Genomic DNA, 21072 nt, shown 5'->3' on the forward strand with positions numbered 1-21072 from the left:
GCAGCTCCCGTAGCGCCTGTTGCACCTGTAGTACCAGTAACGCCAGTACTAGGGCCGGTAGGGCCTGTCGGCCCTGTTGGACCTACAGATATCGGTGTAGACAAGATGCTATCTAGTTTATTCTGCAGAAGAAATTCTTTTTTGGTTAAGTCTTGAATTGTATTTCTTACACTTTGGTTTACAAGTAAAATGTCGCTAATTGTAGCTGGTGGAGAAGTTACACCTGGAAGAGTACCTAAAGCAAACTGAATTTTTTCACCTTCAGCATTAATAATGTGGCTTAATCCGAGCTCTTCCAAAGCAATAGAAGATAACAATAAATTGATTGCATCGTCTCTAGTTACAGAAATAATAGGAGTAATGTTGGGGATATTAGATTGTGACAAATGAACCCCTCCCGCAAGTTGTATTTTCAATTACCCTATAATTATATGAACATATGAAAGAAATGATTGGGTAAACAACGCAAGGTAAAGACATAAAGTATGTTCCGTTTCTACGCGTCATTACAGACGTGTACTCCTATAATTATGATGGAAACCAACATCGTGTTTACATCCAATGAAACGATAGGAAGGCGGATACTGATCGTTATTACACTTGCTCTCATCGTATGGACATGCATACATCTTATCTTCCTTCCGTTGATTAACGTATGGGGTAATCTGTTCTATTTGCAGTAATCTGTCCTATCCCATAGCGTGTATGATCAATCCAAAAGGAGGAGGAACCATGGTTATCTTCAATTATGTGCTCGTTTGTCTTATCTTCAGCACAACCTTCCTGGCGGTGAAAATTGGTGTGGACGCCTCTGCTCCGCCTTTCCTGTCAGGGGGGCTTCGATTTTTCATTGCTGGAATCCTATTGTTCAGTTGGATGCTATGGAGGAAGAAAGCAAGCCTGTCCTTGTTATTGCACAAAGATTCGCTCCTTACAGGGATAGGTCTTACGTTCGGAACTTTTGCTGCTCTATATTGGGGAGAACAATTTGTTGCTTCGGGGATCGCAGCGATTCTGTCAGCTACAGCGCCTATTCTAGTACTTGTGCTGCAGATGATCTTCATGCGCCACAAACCCACCATTCACGCTTTACTAGGTTGTGTCATAGGATTCCTAGGAGTTGTTCTTATGCTAGTACCTGGGATCTCAGTATCGGCAAGTATATGGGTTATTGTCGGCAGCATCGTTATAATCTTAGGTCAATTGTTCTATGCAGGGGGTGCAATTTACTCCAAACGGGTTGCGAAGCGCTTTGCAACTACGTCACCATTTGCACTTAATGCGGTTCAGATGATATATGGAGGAGCTCTACTGCTTACTCTGTCCGCATTTACGGAGGATTGGAACTTTGGGAATATGCTATCTGGTCGCGCACTTGGCTCATTGCTTTATTTAATTGTGATTGGTTCGATGATTGGGCATAGTCTGTTCTATTGGCTTGTCGCCAAAACGACGCCAATATTTGCTTCTACTTGGCTGTACGTATCTCCGATGCTCGCGCTCGTGGTTGGCGTACTGTTCTATGGGGAGAGGATCACATGGGTATCGGCTGCTGGCGCAGTAATCATTATTGTCGGCACAGCCTTTATCAATTACGACAGCTTGAAGCAATTGTTCCAACGGCCAAAGAAAAGCCATACAGATCTTCATGGAGTACAGTCTGGATGAATCACAGCAATAAAATAAGCTCTCCCGAATGCGTTGCTTCGAGAGAGCTTTTCCTCATTTTTCCGTTCATATTCACCAATAAATAATACATCTTCGCTGAAAAGCAAAGATATTTACTGTTATATCGCCATGAGATTCCACAACAAACGTCTTCACAGCAATGAAATGACAAGCAGATTATATAGCACGAGTGGCATCCAAATGATTCGCTCCATACAGAGCCTATTTCTTGACCCATGAATTCTTCAACGGTACGATCCGGTGAAATTCGAGAAGTTGGTTCTCCCCACCTTGCTCTCTGGCAAAATAACCATGTCTGATAAACTGGAATCGCTGTTCTGTTAGAGCTTGTGCTGCCCAAGGCTCCAACATAACGTTAGAGATACGAGTATGTGAGTCTCGGCAGACTCGGTCAGTCCAGATGATGTCGTTATCCTTCGGGACAGACTCTTCTAGCAAGAGGTTCTCGTACAAATGTACGACGGCCTCCACCGCATGAGCAGCTGACACCCAGTGAATGGTTCCCTTCACTTTCCTTCCAGTAAAGCCTGTGCCGCTCTTCGTGACCGGATCATATGTGCATCGAAGTTCTGTAATTTCGTCGGTTGCTGGATCTTTGATAACTTCATCACACCGGATAAAATAAGCACCCTTCAATCGAACCTCGCCATTGGGACGTAGTCGGTGGAACTGGCCTGGTGGCTGCTCCAGAAAATCATCTCGCTCGATAAAAATGGTTCTCGAAAAGGGAACATCCCGTTGGCCCAGCTGCTCATTATGAGGATTGTTCTCCAATTGCAGCCATTCTACCTTATCCTCTGGATAGTTTGTTATGACAACCTTTAACGGGTGTAGTACTGCCATGATGCCGCTTGTTCGGTCTTGAAGATCCTGTCTTGCGCAATGATCCAGCAGCGAGATATTCGCGGTGCTCTCCGTCCGAATGCTGCCGATCTCTTCGATGAATGCGCGTATACTCTCTGACGTGTACCCTCTTCTACGAAGGCCCCGAATCGTTGGCAATCTTGGATCGTCCCAGCCCTCAACAAGTCTCTCCTCGACTAACTGCCGCAAGTAACGCTTGCTTGTTACGACACCCGTGAGATTCAATCGTCCGAATTCGCGCTGCCTTGGAGGCTCTGGAACTTCGTGTTCGCGGAGAACCCACTCGTACAATGGACGATGGTCTTTGAATTCAATCGAGCATAACGAATACGTGATGCCTTCGATGGCGTCTTGAATCGGATGGGCAAAATCATACATCGGGTATATACACCAGTCATCCCCTGTTCGATAGTGCGCAGCATGAATAATTCGATATAAAATCGGATCCCGCAAATTCATGTTCGGCGAGCTCATATCGATCTTGGCGCGAAGCACTTTAGATGCGGTAGGAAAGACTCCTTGTCTCATGTTAGTAAATAGCTCCAAGTTCTCTTGTATCGTGCGGCTGCGATAAGGGCTGTTTCGGCCAGGCTCTGTTAACGTCCCCCGATATTTCGCTACTTCGTCTGGCGCAAGATCGCAGACATAGGCCTTCCCTTTTCTAATTAAGGTCACTGCTGCTTGGTAAATCTGCTCCGAATAATCCGATCCATAATAAGTATAATCGGGGTCATATCCAAGCCATTTCATATCCTCAATGATGGAGTGAACGTAATGGATGTCCTCCTTCAGAGGATTCGTGTCGTCGAATCGAAGATGAAATGAGCCTCCATACTGCTTCGCAAGCATATAGCTTGTGTGAATGGCATAGGCGCTCCCAATGTGAAGATAGCCATTCGGCTCTGGGGGGAACCGCGTGCACATGCTTCGACTGAACGGCGAAGCTTCTTGTTCCTCATGTATGAGTCTGTATAAATAATGGTCGGTTGAATAGGCAGTATCTTGATTCATGGTGACGCCTCCTCATGAACTTGTGGGGTGAATCGAGTGTAAACACATATCTAAAAAACGCAATAAAAAAACCTCACCTCCAAGACGTTAAGTCTTGGGGACGAAGTTATCGTGGTACCACCCCGGGTTCATTAATATGTCGCCATATTAATCTCATCAAGTACGGCATAAGAAGCATGCTTATACTCTAGCTCTATAACGGGAGCTCCCGTCATGCCATCCCACGGTTGCACAGATCCGGCATGCTGCTCAGAGGCTTGGTTCGGGAAACAGCTCATTGCTCCTTCTCAGCTGCAGGAGCTCTCTGTATATGTGCATATTTCCTTACTCTTCTCATCATCGCGTTTCTGATATTGGGATAGATAATAACAAATCATTCCACCAATGTAAAGTCGGATGTTAAACAGCCTTCTTCTCCTTCACCGATGGATTGTACAATTCATAGTTTCATATCAGAAAATGGTTGTGAGAACATGATGGCAATGGCGCATCACAGAACATGGCCTTATTCGTATTCCTTACTCCTTACTCCCCTCTTGATGACATGATTCCTCTCTCGATTGTGCCCGCTTGTGTCGAATAGAAGCAGCGAGCAGCAGAAGCGGAACTAAGATTCCGAAGGTAGCAACGAACGGAATCCAGGTTGTCTTGTTATAATCGCTGTAGTGCACCGAGCTCGGATGAACAATTATGGAGAAAACAACTAATAGAAGACCTAACGGATATACAAGTATCCGGTAATCGTGCAGTCGTAATGTCTGTGACAGCCCTACACATGAGACGTAAAAATACATCGACATTTTGAAGTAAATGGTAATGAACCATATGACAGCTACAACTACTTCGACATGCTGAAAAAAAGTCCCCACCATAATTCTTTTTGCCAGCGCATAGCTCGGATATAATTGCCGTGAAGTTGTCTCTGATCCGAGAACCAGGATCGTACAGGCGATAATGATTGTCAACACAATACCGGCTAGAAGCACTCCGATATAGAACGCTCTAGTCGTTTTGCTCACTTCTGGAGTGGATGACGGATAGATCATTAAGAAGACGACAGCTGGAAACAAGTATATACTGCTGAACAATAATGTCGCACGGATCATCGGTTTCATACTCGACTCGAAGATAGGCTGAATCTTATGTATATCGATCTGTGGCGCAATACATAACAAAAGAATGATGAGCAAGAGTATGAAATATGGAAATAGAATCTCTGCAGATCTTGCGAGCACCTCTAAGCCTAAGCGCACGCCCATAACAACGATGAATGCGAATATGATGTTCGTAGCGATCATAGGAGTATTGGGCAATATCTGGGTTGTCATGAAGAAACCCATATAGTTTAGCAGCTCCGACGAAGTAATTAATGCAAAGAAAACGAAGAACCACGAAATAGCTGTCCCAAGCCATTTGCCAAAGTGCTTCCCAATCATTTCAACGAGTGTCATTCTCGGATGATGCTGTGCGACGATACTGTACAGCTTCACAAGAAGCATGCTTATTCCAATGCTAATAATCGAAGCAATCCATGCATCCTGCTTCACCTCTTCCGCCAAGCTTGAAGGGATAACTAAAATCGCAGTTCCAACGGAATATAAGAAGACGAGAATTGTAAACTGACGAACGCTGATATTAATCTGTTCCCCACTTCCCATTCTGATTGCTCCTCTCGTTCATCCCTTCAAGATCGTTGAAATAAAGCTTGTAATTGGTCTATAGATGGCTGCAACCATGTCAAGCGGGCTTGGTACCTTAACATGAAATGCCAGAGCGATGCCAAGTACTGTGCCGATTGTAAGCAGTATACCGAATGCGACAGCTTCTTGTTTACTTCCGCTCTTCGATAATGCTGGGTATTCCACGAAAATAATGGTGGCTGCAATAATGAGGATCCCTAAACTAGCTAAAATATGTTGTACTCCTCCATTTCCTATATTGTGGATATTTGTGATCAATCTATTTCAATTATCGTCGTTGAGCATTTTTTTAAACGAATTGGGAAAAATTTTTCAATGCAAGGAGCTCATCATCATTGTTAGGAGCTCTTGTGCAATGTACGAAGCTGATCGCTCCTTAATATGTCCTTCACAGGCGGAACGGGCGGTGCAGTGTCGAATGAGACTGCATCCGTATTTACGATGTATCCCGGCAACCGCTTGTTCGTTATGATTTCGACAGGCTTACCGCAATTGCTGTACGGAGAATTAGGTTTTAAGCGCGTTTTACTTCGGATTCGAATTGACTATGCGGATGAAATGAAATAAAATACATCTATATTAAGTTGAATAGGCGATGGAGTTCGCCATAACCGCCGTCTAGGCTAATGACTCCTACCAGAGAATAACTTCCCTGGTAGGAGTCTGTTTTTTTGTCCAGAATGGTAATGACAGAAAGGATGATGAGATGTTGTGAAGAAATGGAGAGGGCTGCTCGTACCTGTCTTACAGAAATCTACATACGCCGCTATTATGGCTTCTTTATTAAAGTGGATTTTACTTGGGAGTATCGTCGGGCTATTGACTGGTTCTGCTTCTGCGATATTTCTCATCAGCTTGGACTATGTTACGGGGACGAGAATCGAGCATCCTTGGTTGTTGTACCTGTTGCCGCTGGGCGGTGCTGTGGTCAGTTACATGTATTTGAAATTCGGTAAGAACAGCGCGAAAGGCAACAATCTTATTATTGAACAGATTCATGATGGCAAAGAAGCGATTCCACTGCGTATGGCGCCGCTAGTCTTATTCGGTACGCTCGTTACGCATCTGTTCGGCGGCTCCGCAGGCCGTGAAGGGACGGCAGTCCAGATGGGCGGCAGCTTATCCGAATGGCTTGGCAAAATGCTGCGAGTCGATCATACTGATCGTAGAATTCTACTCATCTGCGGCATTAGCGGTGGGTTCGGTTCTATATTCGGTACCCCGCTTGCGGGTACAGTATTTGGACTTGAAGTGCTGGCCATCGGACTCATCCGTCACGAGGCCTTGGTTCCAGCATTCGTAGCGAGCTTTGTCGGGAATATTTTCGCCTCATCAGTATGGGGAGTATCACATGTCCATTATGTCGTCAATGAATTTCCGAAGTTATCGCTGATTGTACTGGGAAAGGTAGTGATGGCATCCATCTTGTTCGGACTTACGAGCCGGCTGTTCAGTCAACTTACCCACTATTTGAAAAAAGGGTATACCAAGTTATTCGCAAATCCGATGCTCAAAAGTGCAGTAGGCGGACTTGTTATTATCGCATTTGTATATATCGTCGGATCACGCGATTATCTTGGCTTAGGAATTCCGCTTATTCAGAGCTCATTTACGGAGGACGTATCTCCATTTGCCTTTCTTGGGAAGCTCATTTTCACTTCGTTTACATTAGGTGCTGGCTTTCAGGGCGGTGAGGTCACGCCGTTATTTGCCATCGGGGCTACATTAGGCAATGCATTGTCGGGTATCTTGCAGATGTATGCTCCCTTCTTGGCTGCATTAGGCTTTATTGCCGTATTTTGTGGAGCAACGAATACACCGATCGCCTGCTTCCTGATGGGAATTGAATTGTTCGGTTCCGAGGGCGCGATTTATATGTTTATCGCCTGCTTGATCAGCTATTTATTTTCAGGTCATACCGGTATCTATACTTCGCAACAAATTGGAGTATCTAAAGCGAGGCTGATACGGATTGCAGCAGGAAGTACGATTGGCGCAGTCAAAACGGAGCAGCGACAACAAGATCGAGCTGAGTAATATGACGATAACCACGAATGAGGCTGTCCAATTCGTTAGCTTACCTTCTGCGGGATCCTATCTAATAAGAGAAAGGTCGAGTTCAGGGTAATAAGGCGCCCTGCGCTCGACCTTTTTTTCATGACTATCCGATTTAATTGTGGATTGCGTCACATTCAATGGATAATAGGAGGACTTTCCCATCTTACTTGTGATGACTCAGGCTATCTCATTCCTACTTATTCGGATGAAGATACGGATATAGTCGAAGCAGCATCGGTCATTGTTCCGCTTAGACGGTTAGACCGGAGCTCTGTCCTGGTGCATATCCGTGCTTGTGTAGTTCAAGCAATGCTTCGAGACGGGCCTTATATCGATTGACGAGCTCCTGAATATTGGAATGCTCATAGTCTCGTGTGCTGTACACGAACCGAACGACAAGCTGCCTTCCTACAATCATGGCAACCGCCTCTAATTGATACATTCGTCCATTGTCCAGCCCGATTGTATCACCTGGCGGCATCGATGAGAACGTAAATTTTTCATTATTCAGTTCGTTACCGAATTGACCCATATAATTGAAATTTATATTTGCCTTCCTCTCCAAAATTGCTGTACCGCTTGCTGACTCATGCTTGGTCAAATACTTCAGTACCCCATAATTCATTCCCTTGTTCGGAATGCTGCGCAGCATTTGCCGAGTCTGTTCGACAGCTGCGGGAAGGGAATCGGCTCGTGACATATCGAGAATGATCGGATACATCGTCATGAACCAGCCGATCGTACGCGACACCTCGATCTCTTCCCCGATTGCTTCTCTTCCATGGCCTTCAACATCCAAGCGAAATGTGCGTCCGCCACTCCAATCCGCAAGCGCCATTCCAAACGCAGTTAGCATGAGGTCATATGCTTCCGGGCTTGCTGACGTATTATTGCTCCGAAGCAGTATGTCGGTTGCTTCCGAAGAGAATTCAACCGCAATCATGCCATTATCGCTCCATACGCCAAAATCGGCAGCTTGCACATCGCTGCGTATACCGAGCGGTAATGGATCTCCAGAATATTGTTCAAGCGCAAGCCAATAAGGAAGTTCCTGAATAACCTCATCCTGCTGAGCATAGGTGAGTAATCTCTCTGCCCACTGCTTCAGAGAAGTTGACTTTGGCCTAACACGCAGTGGATGTCCGTTCACCAGCTGATCATATCCATCAGCAAAATCTTCGAGGAGCACACGCCAAGCATATCCGTCTACAAGCAGATGATGAATCGTGAGCAGCAGGTGATCCCCACCCTTCATACGGAATAGACCAAGCTTGACAATTGGGCCCTTGTAGAGATTCATACTCTGCTGCAGTTGAGTTGCAATCTGTTCCATTTCTCGCTCAGGATGGTCAGCATCTTCTAGTTCGTATGATACGAGATGATAGAAGGGCCCTTCATCCGGCTGGCGAATGGTTTGAAGGGTCAACTCCCCTTCTGGGCGATAGGTCATTCGCAATGCATCATGGTGAAGAACAAGATGGTCAAATACATGTTCGATGTGCTCTTGCACAAATCTCGTCTTACTGAATAGGACGAATGACTGGTTCCAATGATGCGGGTTCGCGAACCGCTGCTCCCAGAACCACTGTTGAATAGGTGTAAATGGAACGACTCCAGTGATGATCTCGTTCTGGGGGCGCTTGTCTGTAAATCTCATGCGGGCGGCCGCCTCACCCAACGTTGGATATGAATGAAGTTCCTTTACTGTCAAGGTATACCCGAACTGATGCAATCGCCCCATGAGTTGAAGCGCTTTGATGGAATCACCGCCGAGTTCCCAGAAGCTGTGGTGTAACCCGATTGGGTGCCTATTTAGCGTCTCTGCCCACAGCTCCGCTAGCAGCTGCTCACGTTCGGTAGCAGGCGCAATATACGGTTGATTGCCAGAAGACAGTTCGGTCATGTGAAGCAGTGCCTTGCGGTCAATCTTGCCATTGTGTGTTAGCGGCATGCTGTCAATCTTCATGAAGTGTGCAGGAACCATATAGATAGGGAGCTGATTCAGCAGCTGAGTACGAATGTCTGAGATCACGAGTCCTTGATCCGATACAATATAGGCAGATAGCGTCGAGTCGGAAGCACCTTGCTTGACCGTGAGCACGGCAGCTTCGTGAATGCCTGGCAAGCGCTGCAGCTGCGATTCAATTTCACCAATTTCAATTCGATAACCACGAATTTTCACTTGGTCGTCTGTTCGTCCAATGAATTCGAGTTCCCCGTTAGGAAGCCATCTGGCATAATCACCGGTCAAGTACATTCGCTTCCATCCATCCGAGTCGAAGAAGGGGCTCGCTATGAAGCGCTGCTCTGATTGCTCCGGTAGATTGAGATATCCGCGAGCAAGTCCTATTCCGGTGATACATAGCTGTCCTTGTGCCCCAATTGGCTGCAGCTGAAGATGCTCATTCACGATATATACGAAGCTATTCGCTAACGGTCTGCCAATGCTATAGGCTCCTCCCGCTTGCGCGTCTTTCTTGATTGACGTGACAACGCTGTTCTCGGAAGGGCCGTATTCAATTACAATTTCAGTGTCGGACTGAAGCTGCTTGCTTCTCTTTATCACCGCATCACTGACCCGCTCGCCTGCTAAGGTAACAATCCGAAGACTCGACATATCTTCTGTTGATAATCCTGTGAGTAAAGACCCATATAGGCTTGGTGTGGAAATAATATGATAGACCTTCTCTTGTATAATCAAGTTACGTAGGGCATAGAAGTCTTTCATCGCCTCCTCAACTGCCAGCACAACTGTCGCTCCCGTAATAAGCGGTGACCAGCACGTCGCCACAAAACCATCGAACGCGAAGGAAATCAACGGGAGCACGGTGTCTCCTACCCTTGTCTTGTATTCTTTGTTCCGATAATGCAGAGTGCTGCCGAATGATTGATGCTCGATCATCACCCCCTTCGGATTGCCGGTCGACCCGGAGGTATAGATGATATATGCAAGGCTGTTTGGAGCAGGGTGAGTGACTTGAATGTCATCTTTTGAAATGTCATTTAATAGCTGGCTTTCTTGCCTACTTTCTTGCTTGTCGCTGTCTGCGGTGCATTTATCTAGATCCAACCATTCATATGCTCTATCGATATGGAAACGCCTTTCTAGGCCTCGATGCGTAACGATGACTTTGACACTGCTGTCTGTAAGCATAAATGAGATTCGTTCATGAGGGAGTGCAGGGTCTAGCGGAATGTAGGCCGCTCCAGCTCTCCATATCCCGAGCATGCTGACAATGGTATCGATAGATCGCTCCATCAGGATGCCTACGACATCGTCCTGCCCGATACCTTTATTCCTTAGATGCGCACTCAATCGGTCAGCTCTGGTACTTAATTCTCGATAAGTGATGGATTTCTGGTCGCATCGAATGGCTATAGCTTCAGGGGTTCGTTCGCACTGCTCATTGAACGCTTGGACGACTAAGAGAGTGGGATTGGACTCTTGTGTTTTCGCTGCCTGAAAGGAAGTCATCAGCTCTGCACGCTGCTCAGGCGTGCAAATTTCGGTTGAGTCGATAGAGCGTTCAGGCTGTGCAAGCACTTCTTCGATTACATATACATACTGTTCAATCTGCCGCTGAATTTCTTCTGAATTGAACTTAGCTATCTGATAATCAAAGTGCAGGGACAATTCATTCGTCGCCGCGACTCGCTGTACCCGGAGCAGGAAGTCATTTTCCTCATAGCCACAATGGATGTGCTCCCATTCATATTGAACGTGCTCATTGCTGTTTACATTCGACGTATCCGTCTCTCGATATTCAATGGATGCGTGAAAGAGAGGCGAGCTTTCGCCTGTCTTGGAGCGAATGTCCTGTACAAGCTGATTGAATGGATATTTCTGATGCCTTGCCGCTGAGAATTGCTTTTTGTTCACTTGCTTAATGAAGGAGATCCTGTCTTGTTTCCCTTCTATCTGGAGGCGCAGTGGCACGGTGCTGACGAACATACCTAACATGTTTTTCTCTGCTCTATTCGTTCGATTGCTTAATGTCGTGCCGATGACTTGATTTTGGTTCCCATTCCACTTGTATAAATAAATGCCGAGTAGTGCGGTGAATAATGTAAATAGACTAACTTGATGTTTCTCGCAGAATTGATATACATGCTGCTGCATGGATGCAGACAATGGATAAGATATACGATTGGATTTACAGGTAGGATCATGCAGTTGGAGTGGCGAGATTATATGTGCGCTGTCAGAGGGATGTGCTTCAAATTCCTGCAGCCAATATTGTCGGTCTTTCTCCCGGCGCTCAGATTGCTCATATTCCAGCTCACTAGCGATGAACTGCAAGTAGGAAGGTCGATGTGAATCAGGCAAGATTGCACCTTGTACAAGGCAACTGTAATAGGCAAGAATATCATCAATGATAAGCTGCTGGGAGATTCCATCGTGAATGAAATGATGAAAACGCTGGTATAATACACAATCCGTAGCATTTATCCGCAACAGAATGAACTCAAATAGATCGGTATCCTTCCACGGCATTGGCATCTGAGCTCTCGCCTTCTCCCATGATTGTACGTCAATACCGACAGCATCAATGACTGGAACCTCATAGCTTTGATACTTGCTTATGTATTGTCTTGGCTCCTGTCCGTCCCTCTCTACGATGCGAAGACGCAGAACTTCATTTCGTCTTAAGAGCTCATTTACAGCTTGCTGCAGGAAAGGAATCTCCAGATTGCCTTGTTTCGACTTCAGCCGCAACGATACTGAAATAATGCCTAAGCTTGTATTCGGCTGCATATTCTCCATGTACCAAATTCTAAGTTGAGGATGTGTAAGTGACCAATCATTCATCAGACTCGCCCTTCCCTGTCAAATTCATCTACTAGCACATTGAAACATGTCATTGGAAAGAGGGTCAATCAAATATTTTCTAAAAAGAATTGTTCATTTGATAATTTCTTGTAAATACCGAGAATGCAGCTATAATTGTATAAATTTCGCAATAACGGAGAAACTATCCCCAGCGTAGTGTAAAACCTTATGGAGAAATAAATCGATGAATTTACATGCTTATGTACTTTTATGTCGGCTATTGCTGTTAAGTATATCCATTCCATGTGCAATGGTCACCCTCGTGCCAAATATGGTTGAAGCAAAACCTTTGAATACCGTTGAATCGAAGCGAGATGACTACTCGATCATCATCTTCCCCCACCTTCATCGCCTTGTTGTGCAACAGCATAACAAGACAATCAAGTCTTATCATATCGCAGTTGGTGATCCCGCTACCCCAACTCCCGCGGGTGAATTCCGCATCGTATTTAAGGGAGAGAACTGGGGGCCATCATTTGGCCCTCGTTGGCTCGGCTTGAATGTGACATGGGGGAACTATGGTATCCATGGTACCAATAAGCCCTATTCCATTGGACGTCACGCGAGTCATGGTTGTATTCGTATGCGCAATAAAGATGTTATTGAATTGTATGAGATGATTCCGATTGGCACGAAAGTAACGATTATGGGACATGCACTGGGTGATTTGAGGCATAATCCACGCGATTTAGCGGAAGGTGATGTTGGCGGAGATGTGCAATTGATTCAGTCGAGGCTGCAAAGTGCAGGATATTACACAGGAAGGTGTGACGGCAAGTTCAGATCAAGCACGACACAGGCCCTCAAGCGTTATCAACGTGATCACCATCTAGAGCCAAATGGCGTTGTTTCCTTCCCTATTTATGTACATCTTGGATTGGTAGAATGACCGTGGGTCTGCACTCTTCACATTAGCTGTTTTAGGATGCTTCCAAGATACTGCTTATGCACCCTATCGTCATTCTGAGACGATAGGGTGCATGCTGTTTCTTTTACATGTCGGCGAATATCCGAATGTGCGGTTGCGAAATGCTTCTAAGTGAGTGAATCCCAAAAAACAAGGGAAGCTGTTCAAGCAGCCTCCCTTAGTTCGTAGTCATAACCTTTGTTCGGATTTGAAAGATGGTATTTTGCTTCAAATCCTACAAGACAACTCTCCAATTATGACTGTACTCGGCTGTAATGGTTCCCCGCTTCATAATATAATCCACGATTAATTCAGCCATATCTGTCGGCAGATCAAGCACAATTGGCTTATTGGCGAACATGACGTAATTCCCCCCGCCCCCGGCTCGATAATTGTTCATAGCCACATCATATTCAGCGTTCATCTCAATTGGCGCGCCACCAACGGTTAGCGTAGTAACGCGCTGTCCTATCGGTCGTGAGACTTGAATCTCATATTCAATGCCTGACCACATATCATAATTATAATGTTGGGGCTTCGGATATAAGAATGCTTCACTAACCTGTATGTGATTCCCTTGTTCCGATAATGCAAAATAAGAGGCAGATTGCTCCAAGGCGTCCTTAATATCTTGACCCGAGACGCGAATGACTCTTAGCGTATTCGGATACATATAGTTGGCCAGCACCTGTCGCATCGTAATCTCTCCATAGAATCCTGGCGCACTATCATCGAAGAGAGCGGTATTCGATATTTCGGCACGTCCATACTCCATTTGAACCCGATTAATGAATGCGATCAACGGATGGTCTGCAAGCCGGACTTGCGACGGATCATCGACCAACATATTGCCTTCCATTGTACCAATTGGTTGATCCAGCCAGTGTTGAACTTTCTGCTCGATGTCATAGATCGCTTCCAAGATACGTTCGTCAGGGACTGTTCCCTCTACAGAAATGAACTGAGAATGACATTGTTCAATTGTCCATTTCCCCTCAAGCTTGGTCATACTGATCTCCATGAATCCAATTCCTTGCCCATGTGAGCTCGGTTGCGCGATCCATACTCCGTTCACCTGCTCATCTACAATCATTCGGTGTTGATGACCGGTTAACAAGATGTCGATTCCGGGAACGTCCTTACAAATTCGATAGCCTTGATTTTCACCCGTATCTGCCTCTGTCAATTCACCAGTACGCATGTCCCGCTCGAATCCGCCGTGATAGGATACGACAACGAGATCAACCTGCTCTTCATTTCGAAGAATGTTCACCCAGCGCTTCGCCTCATCAACCGCGTCCTCGAAGCAGATTCCTGCAATATGCTGCGGGAGTTCCCAGTTGGGTATATACGGGGTTGTTAGGCCCAATATGCCAATCTTAAGTCCATTCGCATACTCCTTTACAATATAGGGCTTGCCAAAGTAAGGCTCTCCGTCTTCTGCTCGAAGCAGATTTGCGCTGAGCCATGGAAACTGAGACTCCTTAATCGCCTGCTTCAAATAGGGAAGCCCATAGTTAAATTCATGGTTCCCGATGACGGCAGCATCTGCCTTGATCTGGTTCATGCAGGCGACCATTGGATTAGGCAGCTCTGGTTGTATGCGAGCATGATAATAGGTTAGCGGTGTGCCTTGAAGCAGATCGCCATTGTCGATCAGTACAGATTCCTTATACTGATGGCGCAGAGTGTCAATAGCGGTCGCCATTCTGGCTAACCCCGCTTCAATATGCTGCTGATCCGCATAACGATAAGGCATAACGGTTCCGTGAATGTCACTTGTATGTATAATGGCTACTGTGCAAGAATCACTGGTTTCGCGAAGAGGTGCTGCTGTTTCATTGCTCATATGGATTCTCCTCATCTGTGTTGGAAGCATCTACCCTATCTTGACTGGTGTCTTTCGAAAGAAAGGATAGAGAAGCCCTGGCAACCGCGCCGGGACTTCTCTACACGATCTTGCTATGTCAGACAATTCATGACATTTATAGCTTAAGGTGCAATTGTAATTGGATTAGTCTGATATACATTGCTGCTATCCTTGCGGAGACGAATGCTGGCTGCCCCGCTCTTGCCTGATTGTGTCCGCACTTGGAATGTCTTCACGGCAGTACCAGTGCTATCCGCTGTGAGTGTGACGCTGTTATAGCCATATCCGGTAGGCCAACTACCATTATCTTGCTGCACTTGACCGACTTGCTGCCCGCCCGTTAAGTATACGCCGATTTGAAGCGTAATGCTGCTGTTCGGCGTTAATCCGCCTGCTGTAATCGTTACATTGAATGGCGTGGCTGCAGTTACCATTGCAGGATGTATCATCGCAGGATTGCCAGATGGGTTCTGTCCCCCACTTGGAGCGCCATATGAGCCTTTCTTGAATGTGGAAGAATCCCACCATTTGTAGCCCGCTGCAGGTGCTGCCCACGGCTCAGGCTGCGGCTCTGTACTGAGCTGCGGTGTCTCGAACGGCAGCAATGCAGTTGGTGTGTCAAGCTGCAGTCCTGGCACCTGTGTGAAGCTTGTGTATGACTCCTGCTCGGCAAGCCAGTCAATAAGGTTCATGAGCAGTGCGGCATCATCCTGCTCTTTGTAGCCATCATATGTTTTTTTCGTCTGTCCATTCTCTTCGCGCAAATATTTCGGTGTTGCATCTTCTACTGGAGAGGAATCACCAATGACAGCGGCTTTCCCTAACCCGACCTTCGAGATAGATACATAAGCCCCTTCTGCGACACCGCCTCCGTTATATACGCCTTGATCTACTGCATTTGGCCATTTCTGGCTGCTGCTTACCGCAGGCAAGTACACGATGCCTTTCGCAATTTGCGGATTTGTAATTGCAACCGTTGAACCCGCATGCATGGCAACACTGCTTACTTGATTCGTAATGCCGAATGCTTGCTGTGGATCGACAATCACGTTAGCATTAATGTCACCGAGTGCATTGTAGCGAATACGAACACCGAAGTTGTCGGACAGCCAATCGGAGCTTGCAACATCCTGCATAGCAGCTGAGTTGGCCTCCTCTGTGCTCATCCCTTGTGCTGGGTTGCTCCATGCTCCACGGCGGTAGCCGTTAAATGCTTCAGAAGCGTCCCAGCGGTTCTTGTTGCGATCCGCATTGTAATGGTCTGCGATGAAGAAGATGCTGCCCCCACTGTTGACATACTGCAACATTGCTGCTTGCTCGGATGTCTTATACGGAATGTTGGCCTCGCCAATAACAAACACTTGATAATCTTTCAGATCATCATAAGTGATTGGCGTAGACTTGCGCAATTCCTTAACCTCATAGCCTTTGTCTGCAATGCCGTTAGCGAAATCTGAGAAGCCGCCATCAATTACCCAGTCTGCTGCGCCAGCCGTTTGACCGTGAGTATTATCGAACAATACTTTCTTGCTGTTCGATGTACCCTTTGCCGTGATATACGGCGCCGGATCGGCTGGCCCCTCCGCATAAGCGTTAGACCCTGCTCCCAAGGACAACGTGGGCAGTGCGATTAATGCAGCAAGTACAACTTTGAACCATTTGCGTTTCAACACAGTTAGCATATTCATTCTTCTTCGCCTCCTCATTTTGTGATGCGGGGGATTGCACCTCTCCGTTCAACATTATTATGGGGCTCGTATGTTAAGGGAAACTTATGTTCATGCGAAGATTATGTTAATCGATCAATTTTTATGAATTATATAGAAAATATTACAACTGGTATAAGTAAGAAATCAAAAGCGGCGAAATGCATCTACTACTACTGGAATAGGCCGATATGTTCTTCGAGAAAGTTATCGAGCGTTCTCGGTGCTTGGCCGAGCAATCGAGCAACTGTATCTGTAGGATGCTCCAGAATGGCTGCAGACATGGCTTGAATCTCTACAACGTGATTCGCAAGCCATAGCGGCATATGATCTTGTTCCATTAAGGAACGGCGCTGTGTGTTCGAATCCATGTTGATATACGTAATAGGACGACCGAGCATTACTGTGAATTTGGCCGCAATTTGTTCATAATTGAACACTTCTGAACCAGTGAGTGTATAGATTCGTCCTGCTTTCTTGTGATTCGTCAGTACTTCTGCGGCGACATCCGCAATATCTCGGCAATCGATGTAGTTGCATGCTGAGTTCCCCATTGAGCCGTAGAAGGCATTGTGCTTGCGAATCGATCCTGTCAATCGCAGTAAGTTCTGCATAAAAGCATAGGGTCGCAGTACGGTATGCAATATACCTGAATCGTTGAGCAAGGTTTCAATTTCCAGATGCCATCTGGCAATCTCCACTGGAGCAAGAGCGTTATACAGCGGGCTAGAAATCTTTACAATATGCTCAATGCCGGCCTCGATAGCCGTTCGGATGACAGTGCTCTCTAATTCCACTTGTCTTGGACTATTCGACATGGACAGAAAAAGTTGGCTCGCCCCTTGAAATGCAGAGCGCAATGCTGATGCGTCGGATGCATCTGCCTGGACAATCTCCACCTGTCTATGGTCACCCGCACCCAATTGAATCCGGAGTTTGTCCGGCTCTCTGCTGATGGCCCGTACGGGTACGTTTGCTTGAATCAGACTGTTTAGCAGTTCTCTGCCGATGGTTCCTGTTGCACCGATTACTACAATCATTTCTTACACGCTCCTGTTCGATGTATGTTTGTGTGTTGCCTTATACCAGCGGCATACTGTAGTTGTGCTCGCTATCGTGACAGATAGAGGAAAATCTATCCACGCCCGATCCAACCATACAATCTCTTGTGAAAATGCATAAATCGACAGTTCTGTAACAACCAAAGCTATCAGCAACCCTGTTGCTACTCCTAAAAAGGCGAATATCGTTGCAATGACAAAAAGATGCGACCTGTTCAACCATTGTGTATGTAATCCCCAATCTTGCAGCCAACGACCAATGATCCATGCTGTTACGGCAGATGTCCCTCCTATCGAAGTAAAGGCGGCAATGAACAGAATCTGGTCACCGATCACCACTCCTCCAATCCCGGCCATCAACGCCGGCGCAGCATAAGCTATCATGATATCGCGCCAGAGAACAGAAGGCTTAGTTATCGCGTTACATCCATTCTTGGTCTTGCTTGCATCATCTGATCTGTTCAATGTTAGTCCTCACCCTTTCTGTTACAAAAGTTGCTCACTCCTACACCCATATAGTTAGGAACCTAACTATATGGGTGTAAAGGAAGGCTAGTCAAGACTAGCCCCATTCACGCTCCCCCACTGTGCCTGTTTAAACGATAGATTCCACGGTAAGTGCTGAAATTCCTTCGGTAACCCTTCCGAGTAGGTCGAGAAACACGGTGCGTTCTTCAGCAGTAAGCAGTCCTACCATGGCTTCCAGCCTTGCAAAATGTTCCGGTGCCATCTCACGAAGCTTATTAGCTCCTTGATCTGTGAGAACAACTGACTTTTGCCTACCGTCTGATGCACTAGTACGCCGAGTGACGAGGCCATCGCGTTCCAAGGTATCGATTAAGCCCGTGACAGTCGCACGAGTCACACCGAGGTTGTTGGCTAATTGCGATGGCAGCTCCTCTCCCCCATTGTCCTCCAAGTCAGCTAATAAGCGATATCGACCTGTTGATAGTCCGAATCTGGAGAAATGAACTTCTGCCGCATGTCCTAGCTTCGCACCAGCCTCCATTAACCGTGCAGCAACAAGAATGGCTTGTGCGTCAACGTCGAGGTTGTAGCGATCAATCTGCCGCTTGGATTGAATGAGTGTAGGTGCGGTTTCATTGCTCTTAGTAAATAATGGTTGATTGGTCATACATATAGTATGGCTCCTAACTATATAATTGTCAAGTCCTCATTATTTTAGAGCCGAATCAACTACTTGTAGATTCTTTAACAACGGTCGATCGGCTCTCAGTCTGATTTTATGAGAGGTCATTCACAATTAGAGTCGTACAAGCTTATCTGGGTTGCGTACGAAATAGATATTGCGAATGGCAGCCCCCTCCGAATGAAGCAGGATAACGGTGTCGGGTCGTCCATCGGTATGAACGATCACTCCCGCTTGCCCATTAATAGAGGAAAATTCGTAATGCGTAAGGAACTCTTGTTGGGCAGTCTTCTTCATAAGTCCGATGAGGAATTGTGCGACTCGTTCTGGCGTTGTAATTGGATGTGCAGCAGCCGACACCTTGCCGCCTCCATCAGAAAGAACAACGATATCTTCATGCAGCATAGACACGACGGCATCCACGCTATTCGACCTCAGTGCTTGTAATAAACGCATTACCCATTCCTCACTAGCCAGCTCATGAGGGATAGGCTCCTCCTCCGAAATTCCCATCTTATTGCGGGCTCGGCTTAACAACTTGCGGCAATTCGCCTCATTTTTATTCACAATTTGTGCAATTGCGGGATAGTCGAACCCGAGCGCTTCACGCAAGATGAAGATCGTGCGTTCCACAGGCGCTAATCGTTCAAGCAGCACAAGCATCGCGTAGGATAGCAAATCAGAACGTACAATTGAATTCATCGGATCCTCGTAGGTTGTCGCAACAGGCTCTGGCAGCCAAGTACCGAAATATTGCTCTCGTCGGCGCTGAGCCGATTTTAGCAAATCATAGCACTGATTCGTAACCATTTTGCACAAATATGCCTTCGGTTGTTCAAGCTCATTTCCGTTCAACTTATGGATTTTGACGAATACCTCTTGCACAACATCTTCTGCGTCAACAGTTGAACCAGTCAACTGATACGCAAGTGTGAACAGCAGTGCTTTATATTGATGATAAAGTTCTGTCGTATCCATATTGTCCTTCTCCCTTGTAATCACAATTGATGCCACTATTTTATCAAACTAGCAGAATCCCAGGTGAACTCTCGTATCTTCCATCCGAGCTTGCCTGTCAGTACGAAATCTATTCCCCATTGCCGGCACCACACCAATCCACTTTCTGGACCTAGGCCAATACAAAATAACTCCATATAAGACTGGTGTAATGGCGCAGGACGATGGGCAATGTCTGCTGCTATGATTTTGGCTAGCCGATTTGCTTGTGGAATAGCTTCCTTGCATGTCATACGATCTGGACTACCATTCTTCGGTTCAACGATATGCGCACAATCACCGATACTATATACTCCCGGGAGGCCATGAACTCGATAACTTGCATCTACGATGACTTTCCCTTCTTCAGTTACGGGTAAACCAAGTGAACGAAGGACTGGATTAGGCTGAAGGCCCAGTGTCCAAATACATACGCCAACTGGCAGCGGATCGCGGCCAACAAAGTGCAGCATTCCATCCCTCACATGACTTGCTCGACTGTGGTGAATTACAGCAACACCTAACTCGTTCAGTGCAGCTTCCAACTTGGCAGCTACCTTCAAGGGGCCTTCGGTGAATAACCGCTCCTGCGCATTTATTAAAGAAACTCGAACGTCATTCGCAGCTAATCCGAGCTCAATAGCCTCCATCCGCATTGCGTAAGCTAATTCGGCAGAAGTCTCAATGCCACTAATTCCTGCTCCTACTACAGCAACCGACATGAGACGCTTGCGTTCGAGCTGATCTTGTATTCCTGCTGCCTTCTGCATATTGCTTCGCCATTGCTGTTGGATCTGCAATGCTGCATGATCATGGGTAAGCGCAATTCCTCCTTGTTCTTCAGCCGGTTTTCGAATAGTACTCCCAAGAGCAACAATGAGAAAGTCATATGAGATACGATGTAATTGGCCATCCCAGCCTTCGTATAGTACATGCTTGTTGGCTCCTTGTATGGAAGTAACACTCCCTTGAATGAATGTAACTCTGCTAGGCAATACATCCGACCATGGAACCGTAATGGCCGAGTCTGTGGCAGCAGGCTTAAACAGGAGTACTTTACGCAAATGATGTGCTTGCTGGTCAATAAGAAAAATATGAAGGGAGGAGTATTTCATGCCCTTCATACTACTTGACATCGCGTGTGCAGCATTCAATCCGGCATAGCCGCCTCCAATTATGATGCATGTCTGTTCTCTCATGTGCTTCTCTCCTTAAGATCGATTTGCACA

The 21072-nt window shown here is 46.3% G+C and carries 15 protein-coding genes, 1 pseudogene, 1 riboswitch and 1 other annotated feature; of the genes and pseudogenes, 4 read left to right on the forward strand and 12 right to left on the reverse strand.

Features of this window, described 5'->3' with window-relative positions; all coding sequences use genetic code 11:
* Positions 1 to 386: alpha-helical endospore appendage domain-containing protein (locus BBG47_RS05580; protein ID WP_483310699.1), on the reverse strand; the 386-nt coding region annotated here is incomplete at its 3' end.
* A gap of 346 nt (positions 387 to 732) precedes the next feature.
* Between BBG47_RS05580 and BBG47_RS05585 the strand changes: the two genes are divergently transcribed.
* Positions 733 to 1668 (forward strand): DMT family transporter, encoded by a 936-nt coding sequence (locus BBG47_RS05585; RefSeq protein ID WP_065290882.1) that lies wholly within the window; start codon positions 733 to 735, stop codon positions 1666 to 1668.
* Between the two features lie 222 nt (positions 1669 to 1890).
* Here the strand turns inward: BBG47_RS05585 and BBG47_RS05590 are convergent, their stop codons facing one another.
* From BBG47_RS05590 to BBG47_RS05600, 3 genes are all read right to left on the reverse strand, one after another.
* Positions 1891 to 3564 (reverse strand): glutamine--tRNA ligase/YqeY domain fusion protein, encoded by a 1674-nt coding sequence (locus BBG47_RS05590; protein ID WP_065290883.1) that lies wholly within the window; start codon positions 3562 to 3564, stop codon positions 1891 to 1893.
* A gap of 93 nt (positions 3565 to 3657) precedes the next feature.
* Positions 3658 to 3913: a binding site (T-box leader), on the reverse strand.
* A gap of 169 nt (positions 3914 to 4082) precedes the next feature.
* Entirely contained in the window at positions 4083 to 5222 is a 1140-nt protein-coding gene (locus tag BBG47_RS05595; protein ID WP_065290884.1) for a GerAB/ArcD/ProY family transporter, read from the reverse strand.
* An 18-nt stretch (positions 5223 to 5240) separates the two neighbouring features.
* Positions 5241 to 5522, reverse strand: a complete 282-nt coding sequence (locus tag BBG47_RS05600) for a hypothetical protein (protein ID WP_254659752.1) — start codon at positions 5520 to 5522, stop codon at positions 5241 to 5243.
* 147 nt (positions 5523 to 5669) lie between these two features.
* Between BBG47_RS05600 and BBG47_RS29415 the strand changes: the two are divergent.
* Together BBG47_RS29415 and BBG47_RS05610 are read left to right on the forward strand one after the other, a co-directional pair.
* A pseudogene (locus BBG47_RS29415) lies at positions 5670 to 5783 on the forward strand (ABC transporter substrate-binding protein); the annotation flags it as partial.
* 63 nt (positions 5784 to 5846) lie between these two features.
* Positions 5847 to 5907, forward strand: a riboswitch (Fluoride riboswitch).
* Positions 5908 to 6035: 128 nt separating this feature from the next.
* Positions 6036 to 7301, forward strand: a complete 1266-nt coding sequence (locus tag BBG47_RS05610; protein ID WP_065290946.1) for a voltage-gated chloride channel family protein — start codon at positions 6036 to 6038, stop codon at positions 7299 to 7301.
* Positions 7302 to 7572: 271 nt separating this feature from the next.
* Here the strand turns inward: BBG47_RS05610 and BBG47_RS05615 are convergent, their stop codons facing one another.
* Entirely contained in the window at positions 7573 to 12132 is a 4560-nt protein-coding gene (locus BBG47_RS05615) for a non-ribosomal peptide synthetase (protein ID WP_065290886.1), read from the reverse strand.
* Positions 12133 to 12424: 292 nt separating this feature from the next.
* Between BBG47_RS05615 and BBG47_RS05620 the strand changes: the two genes are divergently transcribed.
* Entirely contained in the window at positions 12425 to 13042 is a 618-nt protein-coding gene (locus tag BBG47_RS05620) for a L,D-transpeptidase family protein (protein ID WP_397376550.1), read from the forward strand.
* A gap of 253 nt (positions 13043 to 13295) precedes the next feature.
* Here the strand turns inward: BBG47_RS05620 and BBG47_RS05625 are convergent, their stop codons facing one another.
* From BBG47_RS05625 to BBG47_RS05655, 7 genes are all read right to left on the reverse strand, one after another.
* On the reverse strand, positions 13296 to 14909 hold the full coding sequence (locus BBG47_RS05625; protein WP_065290888.1) for a bifunctional metallophosphatase/5'-nucleotidase: 1614 nt from the start codon (positions 14907 to 14909) through the stop codon (positions 13296 to 13298).
* Between the two features lie 143 nt (positions 14910 to 15052).
* Positions 15053 to 16618 carry a DNA-binding protein gene (locus BBG47_RS05630; protein ID WP_368072433.1) on the reverse strand — a complete coding sequence of 522 codons (1566 nt, stop codon included), beginning with the start codon at positions 16616 to 16618 and terminating at the stop codon, positions 15053 to 15055.
* Between the two features lie 191 nt (positions 16619 to 16809).
* A complete protein-coding gene (locus BBG47_RS05635; RefSeq protein ID WP_065290889.1) occupies positions 16810 to 17676 on the reverse strand; it encodes an SDR family oxidoreductase in 867 nt (288 codons plus the stop codon).
* Positions 17677 to 17679: 3 nt separating this feature from the next.
* Complete coding sequence (locus BBG47_RS05640; protein WP_065290890.1) at positions 17680 to 18162, reverse strand: hypothetical protein; 483 nt, start codon at positions 18160 to 18162, stop codon at positions 17680 to 17682.
* Positions 18163 to 18292: 130 nt separating this feature from the next.
* Positions 18293 to 18832 (reverse strand): MarR family winged helix-turn-helix transcriptional regulator, encoded by a 540-nt coding sequence (locus BBG47_RS05645; RefSeq protein WP_065290891.1) that lies wholly within the window; start codon positions 18830 to 18832, stop codon positions 18293 to 18295.
* A 129-nt stretch (positions 18833 to 18961) separates the two neighbouring features.
* On the reverse strand, positions 18962 to 19825 hold the full coding sequence (gene sigJ, locus BBG47_RS05650; RefSeq protein ID WP_065290892.1) for an RNA polymerase sigma factor SigJ: 864 nt from the start codon (positions 19823 to 19825) through the stop codon (positions 18962 to 18964).
* Between the two features lie 35 nt (positions 19826 to 19860).
* On the reverse strand, positions 19861 to 21042 hold the full coding sequence (locus BBG47_RS05655; protein WP_065290893.1) for an NAD(P)/FAD-dependent oxidoreductase: 1182 nt from the start codon (positions 21040 to 21042) through the stop codon (positions 19861 to 19863).
* Between the last annotated feature and the right edge of the window lie 30 nt (positions 21043 to 21072).

The sequence above is a fragment of the Paenibacillus sp. KS1 genome (assembly GCF_001680695.1).
Lineage (GTDB): Bacteria > Bacillota > Bacilli > Paenibacillales > Paenibacillaceae > Paenibacillus_B > Paenibacillus_B suaedae.

Bases quoted from the DNA above. Each gene is read 5' to 3' on its own strand.
- BBG47_RS05585 (WP_065290882.1), top strand. From the start codon at position 733: ATGGTTATCTTCAATTATGTGCTCGTTTGTCTTATCTTCAGCACAACC.
- BBG47_RS05590 (WP_065290883.1), bottom strand. From the start codon at position 3,564: ATGAATCAAGATACTGCCTATTCAACCGACCATTATTTATACAGACTC.
- BBG47_RS05595 (WP_065290884.1), bottom strand. From the start codon at position 5,222: ATGGGAAGTGGGGAACAGATTAATATCAGCGTTCGTCAGTTTACAATT.
- BBG47_RS05610 (WP_065290946.1), top strand. From the start codon at position 6,036: ATGGCTTCTTTATTAAAGTGGATTTTACTTGGGAGTATCGTCGGGCTA.
- BBG47_RS05615 (WP_065290886.1), bottom strand. From the start codon at position 12,132: ATGAATGATTGGTCACTTACACATCCTCAACTTAGAATTTGGTACATG.
- BBG47_RS05620 (WP_397376550.1), top strand. From the start codon at position 12,425: ATGGTTGAAGCAAAACCTTTGAATACCGTTGAATCGAAGCGAGATGAC.
- BBG47_RS05625 (WP_065290888.1), bottom strand. From the start codon at position 14,909: ATGAGCAATGAAACAGCAGCACCTCTTCGCGAAACCAGTGATTCTTGC.
- BBG47_RS05630 (WP_368072433.1), bottom strand. From the start codon at position 16,618: ATGAATATGCTAACTGTGTTGAAACGCAAATGGTTCAAAGTTGTACTT.
- BBG47_RS05635 (WP_065290889.1), bottom strand. From the start codon at position 17,676: ATGATTGTAGTAATCGGTGCAACAGGAACCATCGGCAGAGAACTGCTA.
- BBG47_RS05645 (WP_065290891.1), bottom strand. From the start codon at position 18,832: ATGACCAATCAACCATTATTTACTAAGAGCAATGAAACCGCACCTACA.
- sigJ (WP_065290892.1), bottom strand. From the start codon at position 19,825: ATGGATACGACAGAACTTTATCATCAATATAAAGCACTGCTGTTCACA.
- BBG47_RS05655 (WP_065290893.1), bottom strand. From the start codon at position 21,042: ATGAGAGAACAGACATGCATCATAATTGGAGGCGGCTATGCCGGATTG.